This window comes from Pseudomonas sp. CK-NBRI-02 (assembly GCF_008124495.1).
Taxonomy (GTDB): Bacteria; Pseudomonadota; Gammaproteobacteria; order Pseudomonadales; family Pseudomonadaceae; genus Aquipseudomonas; species Aquipseudomonas guariconensis.
In genome coordinates this window covers 298,910-311,267 of the sequence record NZ_VSJH01000008.1, presented here as the reverse complement: position 1 = coordinate 311,267, position 12,358 = coordinate 298,910, and the positions used below count along the sequence as shown (strand labels likewise).

Sequence of the window (12,358 nt, the reverse complement as noted above, 5' to 3'; positions counted from 1 at the left end):
GCGGCTGTTATTGCTCAGCGGACGGAGCGATCCGCGCTTCCAGCTCGGCCACCTGCTTTTCCAGGGCTTCAAGGCGTGCGCGAGTGCGCGCCAGGACTACCATCTGGCTGTCGAATTCATCCCGGCTGACCAGGTCCAGCTTACTGAAGGCGCCCTGCATGAGGACCTTGAACTGGCTCTCCAGTTCGGCGCGTGGCTGTGCGGTGTCGCCGCTGAACAGGCGAGAGGCCTGGTCGCTCAGGGCGTCGAGAAAGGCTTTGGGCGCGAGCATGTTGGGCTGTCCGCTTGAATCGTTGAGAGGTGCGCAGTGTAGCACGCACCTGGATGGCGTTTGCCCTGCACATTTTTTGCGCAGTCTGCAGCGGTTCGACGCACCGAAGTTGTGCGTGTTTTCTCTGCTGGCGATTGGCCAAAGCCTGCCTCTGAGCGTAATCGACTGTTTTTGCTCGGGTTATCCGAAGTGGCAAGGTTTCTGCAAAGACCATTTCGAGCCATGCACTGATGCAGTTCTTGTGACCAGGCAGTGCGAGGCTGGAACCAACGGCCCCTCGACTTTGGCGAGAGGGCTCCGACGACGGGTTACAAAGCCAACCGCTGCGCTTAGACTTGAGACGGGTTTGTTTTCCTGGGGCAAGTCCACCAAATCGGGAGAAGTTTCATGAAGCTAGTCACTGCCATCATCAAGCCGTTCAAGCTGGACGACGTGCGCGAGTCGCTGTCGGAAATCGGCGTGCAGGGCATCACCGTGACCGAAGTAAAAGGCTTCGGTCGGCAGAAAGGCCATACCGAGTTGTACCGCGGTGCCGAGTACGTGGTCGATTTCCTGCCCAAGGTGAAGATCGACGTCGCGATCGACGACAAGGACCTTGACCGTGTCATCGAAGCCATCACCAAGGCCGCCAACACCGGCAAGATCGGTGACGGCAAGATCTTCGTGGTCAATCTGGAGCAGGCCATCCGCATCCGTACCGGCGAAACCGATACCGACGCGATCTAAGTAACACCGCCTCACAAACCCAACGCCCCAGGAGAAAACAACATGACTCTGCGTAAGATCGCAGGGCTAGGAGCCCTATTGTCCCTCGTAATGCCCGGCCTGGCCTTGGCAGAGGAAGCTGCCCCGGCGTTGAATTCCGGCGATACCGCCTGGATGCTCACTGCCACGGCGCTGGTGCTGTTCATGACCATTCCGGGTCTGGCCTTGTTCTATGGCGGCATGGTCCGCTCCAAGAACGTGCTGTCGGTGATGATGCAATGCTTCGCCATTACCGGCCTGATGAGCATTCTGTGGGTGGTCTACGGCTACAGCCTGGCATTCGATACCACCGGTATGGAAAAGGGCGTGGTCAATCTCTATTCCTTCGTCGGCGGCTTCTCGAAGGCGTTTCTGAGCGGCGTCACGCCTCAGAACCTGACCTCGGCCACCGCGCTGTTCCCCGAGGCAGTCTTCATCACGTTCCAGATGACTTTCGCCATCATCACCCCGGCGCTGATCGTCGGCGCCTTCGCCGAACGCATGAAGTTCTCGGCCATGCTGGTGTTCATGGGCGTCTGGTTCACCCTGGTCTATGCGCCGATCGCGCACATGGTCTGGAGCGGTGATGGCGCGCTGATGTGGGATTGGGGCGTACTCGACTTCGCCGGTGGCACCGTGGTGCACATCAATGCCGGTATCGCCGGCCTGGTCTGCTGCCTGGTGTTGGGCAAGCGCAAAGGCTACCCGACCACCCCGATGGCCCCGCACAACCTGGGCTATACGCTGATGGGCGCGGCCATGCTGTGGATCGGCTGGTTCGGTTTCAACGCAGGTTCCGCCGCCGCGGCCAACGGCACCGCCGGCATGGCGATGCTGGTCACCCAGATCGCCACCGCCGCCGCAGCGCTGGGCTGGATGTTTGCCGAGTGGATAGGCCACGGCAAACCCAGCGCCTTGGGCATCGCCTCCGGTGTGGTCGCAGGCCTTGTGGCCATCACCCCGGCGGCAGGCACCGTGGGGCCGATGGGCGCGCTGATCATCGGCCTGGCTTCAGGCGTGATCTGCTACTTCTGCGCCACCAGCCTCAAGCGCAAGCTGGGCTATGACGACTCCCTGGACGCCTTCGGTGTGCACGGCATCGGCGGTATCGTCGGCGCCATTCTCACCGGTGTGTTCGCGGCGCCTGCCCTGGGCGGCTTCGGCGCGGTCACCGACATCGCCGCGCAGGTCTGGGTGCAGACCAAGGGCGTGCTTTTCACCGTGGTCTACACCGCCATCGTCACCTACGTGATCCTCAAGGTGCTGGACGTGTTGATGGGGCTGCGGGTCAACGAAGAAGAAGAGTCGGTCGGCCTCGATCTGGCTCAACACAACGAGCGCGGCTACAACCTGTAACCGCGACGCGCTGGAAAACTTGCCCGGTTCGCCGGGCATTTTTTTGCCTGGATTTCGCTGTTTAGCGAAGAGCAAACGGTTTACCCGGCACGTTCGTGACACAGGCCTAAAACTTACAACGCGCTGGGCGTTCAGGGAGCTTTGCTTTTTCAACGAGCGCGCTAGAATGCGCGCCGAAGGGTGTTCGATGAGCTGTCCACACACTTCTCCACCCTTTGCTAGGCTTGCCAGTAGCGCATGGCCAGCAGGTGCTGCCGGCGCTTTTTTCCGGCCGATGGCTCGATGATTTTTCAGGTTCTGCCAGGAGCAGAGCCTGTTGGGCGACAGTCTCCACATCAGGAGAGAGACGTCCGGGCAGTGGCCAACCCACGGCCAGTTGAATTTTCACTGGTGGCTGCCGGTCTACGGCTCCACTGGTCTATAACTAACCTGCTTTTCGCAAGTCATGAGGTAGAACATGAGCGACGACGATCTGGAAAATGACGACCTCGAAGTAGGCGATGAAGACGAGGCCGATGAGGGCCTTGAAGCTGCGGCCGACGACGGCGCGGAAGACGCTGGCGAAGACGACAGCCCCGCACCGGTAGCCAAGGGTAAATCCAAGGCGGCGGTCTCGGTGGACGAGATGCCAAGCATGGAAGCCAAGCAGAAGGAGCGCGATGCGCTGGCCAAGGCCATGGAAGAGTTCCTTGCGCGTGGTGGCAAGGTTCAGGAGGTCGAAGCCAACGTGGTCGCCGATCCACCCAAAAAGCCGGACAACAAGTACGGCAGCCGCCCTATCTGAGTGGCTGAACGCAAAAAAGCCCGCCGTCGCTGCGGGCTTTTTTGTGGGCGCGGGTTTTGTCGGGTTGTGCGGTAAACCGCCCCTTTCAGCGCCAGCGCGACAGAACGTCCGGCAACTGCGACAGCCGCTGGATTTCTGCATCCGGTGCCCGTTCGCCCACCCACGCCTTGCCTTGGGGATTGAACCACACCGCCCGCAGCCCAGCGCGCTGGGCGCCCGCGACATCGTCAGCGGGATGGTCGCCAATGTGCACTGCAGCACCGGCCTGGACCTCGCCCCGACGCAGGGCTTCCATGAACGGTGCCGGGTCCGGCTTGCCGATGCCCAGGTCCTCGGCGCACAAGGCAAACCTGAAGTAGTCCGCCAGCCCCAGACGACGCACGTCGGCGTTGCCGTTGGTGACCACGCCGAGCATGTACTGGTGGCGCAGGATTTCCAGCACAGGTTGCACTTCGGGGAACACCTCCACCTGATGGCGTGCGTGCAGGAACACCTCGAAGCCTTCGTTGGCCAGCTCCAAGGCTTGTTTCTCGCTATAGCCGACCTCTTCCAGCGCATGGAACAGCACACGGCGGCGCAGGGCGCTGATGCGGTGCTTGAGACCGGGTTCGGCCTGCACCAGGCGCTCGCGGATGGCGAACAGGTGCTCGACCGGCACGCCGCCCAGGATCGGGGCATTGGCCGCGAGCCAGTCGCGCAGGACGATTTCGGCGCTGGCGATTACCGGTGCGGTGTCCCACAGGGTGTCATCCAGGTCGAAGGTAATCAGCTTGATGCTCATGAGTCTGTGCCTTTGCTGCGTTTGGCCCGAGGATGGGCGCTGTCGTACACCGCGGCCAGGTGCTGGAAGTCCAGGTGGGTGTAGATCTGCGTGGTGCCGATGTCGGCGTGGCCAAGCATTTCCTGCACTGCGCGCAGGTCCTGGGAAGACTCCAGCAGGTGGCTGGCGAAAGAGTGGCGAAGCATGTGGGGATGCAGGTGCTGGCCCAGCTCGCGCTCGCCCGCGGCCTTGACCCGCATCTGGATCGCCCGTTGGCCGAGGCGGGTGCCTTGGCGGGTCAGGAACACTGCGTTGTCCCGAGGTGCGCTGATGCCGCGCAGCTTCAGCCACTGCTGCAGGGCCTCGCGGGCCTTGCGTCCGACCGGCAACACACGGGCCTTGTTGCCCTTGCCTTGTACCTGAACCAGCCCGGCGGTCAGATCCAGCTGGTCCAGGTCAAGGTTGGTCAGCTCAGACAGGCGTAGCCCGGAGGAGTAGAAAAGCTCGAGAATCGCCTGGTCGCGACGGGCAATGAAGTCATCGTCCACGCCGCCGTCGAGCAACTGCAGGGCTCGATCGGTGTCCAGGACTTTGGGCAGTCGGCGCTCGCCCTTGGGCGCGGCCAGGCCATTGGCCGGGTTGTGCTGACACAGATCTTCGCGGTTCAGGTATCGGTACAGCCCGCGCACTGCCGAAAGCAGGCGTGCCAGGCTTCGAGCGGACTGGCCATGCTGGTGCAGGCGCGCCACCATCTGGCGCAACTGCTGGACCTGCAGGGCATTCCAGTCGGTGATGCCTTGGGCGGCGCAGAATTCGATGACCTTCTGCAGGTCGCGACGGTAAGCCAGTTGGGTATGTTCGGACATCTGGCGCTCATTGCGCAGATGATCGCAATAAGCCTCCAACTGGCGTTCCATCAGCGCACCGGTCGCAGGGTCTGGGTGAAGCGCGGGACGACGCGGCCGAGCACTTCGGCGATATAACTCAGGAACAGGGTGCCGACGCTGCTCTTGTAGTGCTGCGGGTCGCGGCTGCCGATCGCCAGTACGCCGTGCAGCCCTTGGTAGTCGAGCGCGGCGACCGCGCTGGAGCCGACTTCCTTGCGCTGCTCCTCGCCGAACAGGAACGCCAGCTCATGCTCGCGCAGGTTGCCGCTGACAGTCTTGCCGCTGCCCAGCAGCGCGCCGATGGCCTGTTGGGCTTCGCCGTTGCTGGCCCAGCGGCCGACAGGGGCTGCACTTTCGCCGAACAGGATCAGGCTGACGAAAGGCACCTGGAATTCCTGGCGCAGGCTGTCCTCCACGGCCATGACCACTTCCTCGAGGCTGCCCGCGTCGAGCAGGTCGAGGATCAGGCGACGGGTCTTGTCGAACAGCCGGTCGTTGTCCCGGGCCACATCCATCAATTGCGAGAGGCGATGACGCATCTCGATGTTGCGATCGCGCAGCAACTTCAGCTGACGCTCCACCAGCGACACGCTGTCGCCACGCTGGTGGGGGATGCGCTGCTCTACCAGCAGCTCGTCGTGTTCGGCGAAGAAGGTCGGGTGGGCGCGCAGGTAGGCGACCACGGCCTCGGCATCGAGGCTGGGGGCCTGCTCGGGTACAACCTGGGGCTGATCGGTCATGGCGGTTACTCGATTAGAGACGAACCTGTCCTTCATACACGCGTACGGCTGGGCCAGTCATCAGTACGGACTTGCCGGGGCCGGCCCACTCGATGTTCAGGCGGCCGCCCGGCAGGTCGATGCTCACCGGCGAATCCATCCAGCCTTGGCTGATGGCGGCTACCGCGGCCGCACAGGCCCCGGTACCGCACGCCTGGGTTTCGCCGGCGCCACGCTCCCAGACCCGCAGGTTGGCGTGGTGGCGGTCGACGACCTGGATGAAGCCGGCATTGACCCGCTGCGGGAAGCGCGGATGGTGTTCGATTTTCGGGCCCAGCTCATGCACCGGGGCCGTTCTCACGTCGTCGACACGCAGCACTGAGTGTGGGTTGCCCATGGACACGGCGGCGATCGAATGGACCTGGCCGTCGACTTCCAGTGGATAGCTCAGGGCCTGTTCATCGGCGATGAAGGGTATCTCGGCCGGGGCGAAGCGCGGCGGGCCCATGTCGACACACACCTGGCCGTCGTTGCGCACGTCCAGCTCGATGATGCCGCCTTTGGTTTCCACGCGGATGCGCTTCTTGGCGGTCAAGCGCTTGTCCAGCACGAAGCGGGCGAAACAGCGCGCACCGTTGCCGCACTGCTCGACCTCGGAACCGTCGGCATTGAAGATCCGATAGCGGAAGTCCACGTCCGGGTTGTTCGGCGCCTCGACGATCAGCAGCTGGTCGAAGCCGACGCCGGTGTTGCGGTCACCCCACTGCTTGGCATGCTTGGGCTGGATGTGCGCGTGCTGGCTGACCAGGTCCAGGACCATGAAGTCGTTGCCCAGCCCGTGCATCTTGGTGAAACGCAGCAGCATGGTTTCACTCCGGCAGCAGGCTTTCGCCGGCGAACAGTTCGGCAATGGTTTCCCGGCGACGGACTTCGAAAGCCTCGTTGCCATCGACCAGCACTTCGGCGCAGCGGCCACGGGTGTTGTAGTTCGAGCTCATGACAAAACCATAGGCGCCGGCGGACTGAACGGCCAGCAGATCGCCTTCGGCCAGGTTCAGTACGCGGTCCTTGGCCAGGAAGTCGCCGGTTTCGCAGATCGGACCGACCAGGTCATAGGTGCGGCCTTCGCCGGCACGCGGCTTGACCGCGCTGACGCCCATCCAGGCCTGGTACAGGGCCGGGCGGATCAGGTCGTTCATCGCTCCATCGATGATGGCGAAGTCCTTGTGTTCGGTGTGCTTGAGGTACTCGACGCGGGTCAGCAGGACACCGGCATTGGCGACGATGTAACGGCCCGGCTCGAACACCAGGGCCAGGTCACGTTCGCCGACGCGCTCGCGGATGGCCTGGATGTAGTTCGATACCAGCGGTGGCTCTTCGTCGCGGTAGCGAACGCCGACACCACCGCCCAGGTCCAGGTGACGCAGGTGGATACCGCACTCGGCCAGGCGGTCGACCAACACCAGCAGGCGGTCCAGGGCATCGAGGAAGGGCTCGACGGTGGTCAGCTGCGAGCCGATGTGGCAGTCCACGCCCACCACTTCCAGGTTGGGCAGTTGCGCGGCGCGCACGTAAATGGCTTCGGCGTCGGCGATGGCGATGCCGAACTTGTTTTCCTTGAGACCTGTGGAGATGTACGGGTGGGTGCCGGCATCGACATCCGGGTTCACGCGTAGCGAGACCGGGGCGACCTTGCCCATCTCGGCCGCCACCACTTGCAGGCGCTCGAGCTCTTCGGTGGATTCGACGTTGAAGCAGTGCACGCCGACTTCCAGCGCGCGACGCATGTCGTCACGGGTTTTGCCGACACCGGAGAACACCACCCGATCGGCGCGTCCGCCAGCGGCTAGCACACGCTCCAATTCACCGCCGGAAACGATGTCGAAGCCTGCACCCAGGCGCGCCAGGACGTTCAGCACGCCCAGGTTGGAGTTGGCCTTGACCGCGAAGCAGACCAAGTGCTCGGTGCCTTGCAGGGCATCGGTGTAGCTGCGGTACTGGGCCTCGATGTGGGCGCGCGAGTACACGTAGGTCGGGGTGCCGAAACGTTCGGCGATGGCCGACAGGGCCACGCCTTCCGCGAACAGCTCGCCGTCGCGGTAGTTGAAAGCGTCCATTGGATTTCCTTAGTACTGCGCGGGCTGCGACTCTGGCTGGGCGGGTTCGGCAGGCTCGAGCGTCTCGGCCGGTTGGGCCGGCTGGACCGCTTGATGCTGGTGCGATTTACGGGCGTCCTTGCCGTCCTTGCCGTCTTCCGGCAGGTACAGAGGGCCTTTCTGACCGCAGGCCGAAACGAGGCAGGCAACCGCGACCAGCGCCGCGAGGGAGGAAATCAGGCGCTTCATTGGCGAATCCTTTGAAATATGCAGTATTGCGCCCGAGTATACCGAGCGCCTGCCGGATTGCCTATGCAAGGACCGGTCCGCCTGGCGGCCCGATCAAGCTTCACTGACAAGGACGTACGGTTCGACGCAGGCTCAGCTTTTTTTCCGCCGCTTGCAGCTTCCCGCTCGAAGCTTGAAGCTTATAGCGCGAAGCTTATAGCTTGATGCTTTGCATTCCCGGCAAGTCGCCCGTATCTTGCCCGGCTTGCCGTAAGCAGCCAATTTCGAGGTACCTGCAATGAGTTTGAGCGAAGCGCGTTTCCACGATCTGGTCGACGCGACCCAACAGGCCCTGGAAGACCTGTTCGATGAGAGCGGCCTGGACGTGGACATGGAGAACTCCGCCGGGGTGCTCACCATCAAGTTCGACAGCGGCAGCCAGCTGATCTTCAGCCGCCAGGAGCCGCTGCGCCAGCTTTGGCTGGCCGACCGTTCCGGGGGATTCCACTTCGACTACGACGAAGAGAGCGGCAAGTGGGTCTGCGAGAAGAGCGAAGAGCTGCTGGGCGAGATGCTCGAGCGTATCGTCTGGGAGCGAGCCGGCGAGAAGCTGGACTTCGACGAGATCTGAATGAGCGACCAGCCTCGGCCACCCAAGCCGCTTTACAGTAACGTCAGCCCGGCGGTGCCGTCGCCTTGCATCAGCGTGTGTCGGCTCGACGAGCGCCGGGTCTGTACCGGGTGTTTCCGTCATGTCGAGCACATCCGCGAATGGCGTTCGGCCGACGACGAACGGCGCCGGCAGATCTGCCGTGAAGCCCAGGCCCTGCGAGGGCAGCACATCGGCCATTGACGGTCCGGGCTTGAGTATTTGTCCGGCTGTGGTAGTGTCGGGCTTGCGTCGATGACGTCAAAAGCATTCACAAACCCCGCCCTTGGGCGGGGTTTTGCTTTATCTGCCTGTTAAAAAGGAGTCTGACTGGATCATGAGCACCAAGCCTTCCCTCATCCTCACCCGATTGGACGTACAGCGTCTCGAGCGCCTGATCGACAGCCTCGACGAAAGTACGCCGGGTGTGCTCGCCCTTCAGGACGAGCTGGACCGCGCCGATCAGGTGGTCGGTCACGAGGACGTCCCGGCCGGTGTGGTGACCATGAACTCGCGTGTGCACTGCCGCGAGGAAGCCAGTGGCAAGGACTATCACCTGACCCTGGTCTACCCGAAGGATGCCGGCCCCGAAGGCAACGTCTCGATCCTGGCGCCGATCGGTTGTGCGTTGCTGGGGCTGTCGGTCGGGGACCAGATCGACTGGCCAGCCCCGGGCGGCAAGACGCTCAAGCTCAAGCTGCTGGCCGTTGAGTACCAGCCGGAAGCTGCGGGGGACTACGACCTCTGAGACACACAGATGGGCTCACCGTCTTGCATTGTCCGATCGGGTACTTTCGCGGGTAGACCCGCTCTCGCAAGGATCTACGCCGGCCCTGTGGGAGCGGGGTCCACCCGCGATACTACGCAAGTGCCACCGCCAGGCTCTCGGCCCGGTCCGCGCCCTGGAGGCATCAAGGCTCCAAGGTCGCCTGCAACTGCTCCAGGCCATCGTTGAGCGCCCGCTCCAACTCGGTTTTGTAGCGCAGATAAAGCGCGGTGGAGCCTTGGTCGTCACCTAGCAGTTCGGACAAGTCCAGGTCGGTGATGTAGCACCGATAGCTGCCCGCGCCACGGCGTTGCCCCAGGATCTGCCGAGCGACCACGGCGTACAGCTGGTCGCCATGCTCCAGCTCGGAGAACTCCTGTTGGTTGCAGTAGAGCGTGATGTGCATCTCGTCCGCCGCCCCGGCCTGCAGGATCGCCTGAACCTCGTAGTAGGGCTGGCCGATGCCTTCGCGCGGTGACGGCCGTGGCTCGAGGCTGCGCGCCTTGCCAGGGCCTGATGGCAGCAACTGGTAGTAAAGGATTTCCAGCGACGCCTGCTGCAGGCTGTCCAGCGGCAGCTGCGCATCGTGTCGCACCACGACCGAGCGCAGGAAGCGTTGCAGCGGCAGCAACAGGTGTGCCTCGTCCTGCAACGGTAGGCGTTGATGCCACAGGGCGTTGTATTCATCCAGCACGTACAGGTCGGCCCACCCCTCCGGCAGGCGATAGAACACCTGCAGGCAATCGCGGCGGCCCTGTTCCAGCACCAGCGGCAGGTCATGGTCCTGCAAGGCGTTGGCATCCAGGTGCAGAGGGCTGTACTGGCCGCGCTCCTCGCCCAGACAACCCAGTACCGCGTCATGATCGGGCAGGGTGGTCAGGGTGACTTGTCCAGGTTGCAGTTCCAGTACATGGGTGTGCTGCGCCACCTGCAGCAGGTAGCGATGGTTGAGCCTCTGCTCGAGCAGCAATTGAGCGGTGTCGAAGATTTCCTCGACCCGCAGGGCGATGGCCTGGGCGCGATTGCGACAGAAGCAGCGCACCCGTAGCCGGGGGCGTTGATTGCGCTGGCCGAGGCTGTTGAGGAAGTCGCGCAGGCAGCGCACCAGCGCGTGTTCGCCGTCGTAGCGCTGGACCAGCACCTCGTTCCAACTGTTGAGGGTGACCTGATCGAGCGTCAGGACGAGGTTTTCGCGCACCCCGGCGTAGCTCAGCGAGTCGGTGCGTTCGGTGGTCATCAGGATGTTCAGATCGCGATGATGACGCAGCGGATCGACGCCGACGTTGACCAGCAGCAGGATCTCATCGGCCACGCTCGGTTGCAGCAGGCGGACTTCGCTGACCGTCCCCAGTGGCAGCGGGATGCTCTGTTGCAAGCTGCCCAGCAGATTGAACAGCTCAAAGTCGGTCAGGTCGCTGTCGCCGGGGTGCAAGGCCAGGCGCGTGGTGTTGTCGATCACGCCATTGCGATGGGCCCAGGTGAGCAGTTCGAGCAGCTCGCGGCAACGCTTGAGTGGGCTGAAGTGCTCCCATTCGTGTACGCCCAGGTTGCCGTTGTACAGGCCCCAATGGGTGGTGCCCGGCTCCTTGCGGTTGGGCGACTGGACCAGGGTCAGGGTGTCTTCGGCCAGGTCCGGCGCGATACCCGGGTTGATCACCTCGATCTTGCCGGCCCGGCGCTCGAAGGCCGCATACAGCCGTCGACCCAGCACATTGAGGTCGCGTTGGTCGGCACGACTGCTGGCGCTCTGGTCGCGGGCGAACTGGGTGAGGAAGCGATAGCTGTGGTTGAGCTCGGCTACCAGCTCACGGCGTTCCGCGGCTACCTGGCGTACCTTCCATTGGCTACGGGTATCGAGCATGGCCAGTTGGCGTTCGTCCCAGCCCCACTCATTGGTCAGACGCGCGAGCAACTGGCGTTGCCAGCCGCTGGCGCGGGAGCGGCCGAGCTCGCTGAGTTTCTTGTTCACTTTCAGGTACAGGCTACGACGTACCAGCTCCAGGCGGGTGGACTCACCCCGTTGTTGCAGGTACTGCTCGATGCGCCGGTAGACCATCACGTAGGGGTCCAGCGCGTCGAGGTCCAGCTGGTTGGCGAACACCGCCTGCTTGTATTCCAGGCTCAGGCAGCGCACATCGGGATGTTCGCTGGCATAGACCTCGGTGAGCAACAGTTTGAGCAATGACTTGTAGGGCGAGTCGATCCCCTTGAACAACTGCCACAAGCCGGCGCCGACGAATTCTCCGGGCGGGATATGCGCCAGGTGACCGAGGTCCAGGTCGTCCTCGGCGCGGATGAACCGTTTGGACAGCAGGGTCTGGGTGTAGGCCCGGTAGTTGTGTTCCTCGTACACGGGCACCAGCCACCACAGTGGTGTGCGCCCGGCCAGCCAGATCGCGGTGCGGTAGAACTCATCGAGCAGCAGGTAATGCTGGGTAGTCCCGCAGTCGTCGGAGCTGAGCTCTCCATTGCGCTCGCCCTGGACGAACCCCTGGGGCTCGATGAGGAAGAAATGCGCCTCGGCGCCCTGGCTGGCGGCCCAGGTTTCCAGAAGCTGGCATTTACGCCGCAGTTCGGCCAGTTCGTCTTCCTGTAACCCTGGGGCGTGACATACCCACAGGTCCATGTCGCTCTGCTCGGCCTGGGCCAGCGTGCCCAGGCTGCCCATCAGAAAAAGCCCGTGGATCGGCTGCGGCGCCGTGCCGTGGCGGGGTTTGTAGGTGAAGGAGCGGGCCAGGCGCTGGGCTTCGGCCAGCAGATCGGGGCCAGGCTCGAAGCCCGAGACACCCGCTGGCGTCGTGCCCGAGACATAACCTGGGAGCACGGGGTGGTTGACGTGAAACAGCAGGGGCAGTGCGGTCAGCACCTGTTGCTGGCGGGTGGAGAGCCCTTCCCGCGCACGCTCCAGGCGGCCTTGGTTCAGGTGCAGAAAGCGCGCACGCAGTTTCGCCAGTTCCTTGCGGTCGATGCCTTGCTCGAGGTCGGGGCGGATTTCGTGGGGGCTGTTCATTGCACACTCAAGGACACGGCCAGGGGAAGCACCGGCGAGTTTAGCCTGAGTGATGGGGTCGGATAAGCAAAAAAACGGGTTTTTTGGC

Annotated in this window: 14 protein-coding genes; 6 read left to right on the top strand and 8 right to left on the bottom strand. The window is 63.4% G+C overall.

The features are described 5' to 3' along the window. Positions 1-7: 7 nt before the first annotated feature. Positions 8-271 (bottom strand): accessory factor UbiK family protein, encoded by a 264-nt coding sequence (locus DQ397_RS09265; RefSeq protein WP_043213432.1) that lies wholly within the window; start codon positions 269-271, stop codon positions 8-10. 387 nt (positions 272-658) lie between these two features. Here DQ397_RS09265 and glnK point away from each other — a divergent pair, with 387 nt between their 5' ends. From glnK to sutA, 3 genes are all read left to right on the top strand, one after another. Next, positions 659-997 carry a P-II family nitrogen regulator gene (glnK, locus tag DQ397_RS09260; protein ID WP_002555808.1) on the top strand — a complete coding sequence of 113 codons (339 nt, stop codon included), beginning with the start codon at positions 659-661 and terminating at the stop codon, positions 995-997. Between the two features lie 42 nt (positions 998-1,039). Then, positions 1,040-2,371, top strand: a complete 1,332-nt coding sequence (locus DQ397_RS09255) for an ammonium transporter (RefSeq protein WP_043213430.1) — start codon at positions 1,040-1,042, stop codon at positions 2,369-2,371. 457 nt (positions 2,372-2,828) lie between these two features. Further along, positions 2,829-3,155 carry a transcriptional regulator SutA gene (gene sutA / locus DQ397_RS09250; protein WP_043213429.1) on the top strand — a complete coding sequence of 109 codons (327 nt, stop codon included), beginning with the start codon at positions 2,829-2,831 and terminating at the stop codon, positions 3,153-3,155. A gap of 85 nt (positions 3,156-3,240) precedes the next feature. Here the strand turns inward: sutA and DQ397_RS09245 are convergent, their stop codons facing one another. The 6 genes from DQ397_RS09245 to DQ397_RS09220 are packed head-to-tail and all read right to left on the bottom strand — an operon-like array spanning position 3,241 to position 7,866. Beyond that, on the bottom strand, positions 3,241-3,936 hold the full coding sequence (locus tag DQ397_RS09245) for an HAD family hydrolase (RefSeq protein ID WP_043213427.1): 696 nt from the start codon (positions 3,934-3,936) through the stop codon (positions 3,241-3,243). Further along, positions 3,933-4,832, bottom strand: coding sequence for a tyrosine recombinase XerC (xerC, locus tag DQ397_RS09240; protein ID WP_043213418.1), 900 nt, complete (start codon positions 4,830-4,832; stop codon positions 3,933-3,935). Before xerC ends, DQ397_RS09245 begins: the two co-directional genes overlap by 4 nt. Then, positions 4,832-5,542 (bottom strand): DUF484 family protein, encoded by a 711-nt coding sequence (locus DQ397_RS09235; RefSeq protein ID WP_043213416.1) that lies wholly within the window; start codon positions 5,540-5,542, stop codon positions 4,832-4,834. The genes xerC and DQ397_RS09235 overlap by 1 nt, the downstream gene beginning before the upstream one ends. A gap of 13 nt (positions 5,543-5,555) precedes the next feature. Then, entirely contained in the window at positions 5,556-6,386 is an 831-nt protein-coding gene (gene dapF / locus DQ397_RS09230) for a diaminopimelate epimerase (protein WP_043213413.1), read from the bottom strand. Positions 6,387-6,390: 4 nt separating this feature from the next. Next, positions 6,391-7,638: a diaminopimelate decarboxylase gene (gene lysA / locus DQ397_RS09225; RefSeq protein ID WP_043213411.1), complete on the bottom strand. Its 1,248-nt coding sequence runs from the start codon at positions 7,636-7,638 to the stop codon at positions 6,391-6,393. A gap of 9 nt (positions 7,639-7,647) precedes the next feature. Then, positions 7,648-7,866: a lipoprotein gene (locus tag DQ397_RS09220; protein WP_052352483.1), complete on the bottom strand. Its 219-nt coding sequence runs from the start codon at positions 7,864-7,866 to the stop codon at positions 7,648-7,650. Between the two features lie 277 nt (positions 7,867-8,143). Between DQ397_RS09220 and cyaY the strand changes: the two genes are divergently transcribed. The 3 genes from cyaY (at position 8,144) to rnk (ending at position 9,242) form a co-directional block, all read left to right on the top strand. After that, positions 8,144-8,476: an iron donor protein CyaY gene (cyaY, locus tag DQ397_RS09215; protein WP_043213409.1), complete on the top strand. Its 333-nt coding sequence runs from the start codon at positions 8,144-8,146 to the stop codon at positions 8,474-8,476. After that, positions 8,477-8,698 carry a DUF1289 domain-containing protein gene (locus DQ397_RS09210; RefSeq protein ID WP_043213407.1) on the top strand — a complete coding sequence of 74 codons (222 nt, stop codon included), beginning with the start codon at positions 8,477-8,479 and terminating at the stop codon, positions 8,696-8,698. A gap of 133 nt (positions 8,699-8,831) precedes the next feature. Then, on the top strand, positions 8,832-9,242 hold the full coding sequence (rnk, locus tag DQ397_RS09205) for a nucleoside diphosphate kinase regulator (protein ID WP_043213405.1): 411 nt from the start codon (positions 8,832-8,834) through the stop codon (positions 9,240-9,242). A 163-nt stretch (positions 9,243-9,405) separates the two neighbouring features. Here the strand turns inward: rnk and DQ397_RS09200 are convergent, their stop codons facing one another. Next, on the bottom strand, positions 9,406-12,270 hold the full coding sequence (locus DQ397_RS09200) for a class I adenylate cyclase (RefSeq protein WP_043213403.1): 2,865 nt from the start codon (positions 12,268-12,270) through the stop codon (positions 9,406-9,408). Positions 12,271-12,358 lie beyond the last annotated feature (88 nt).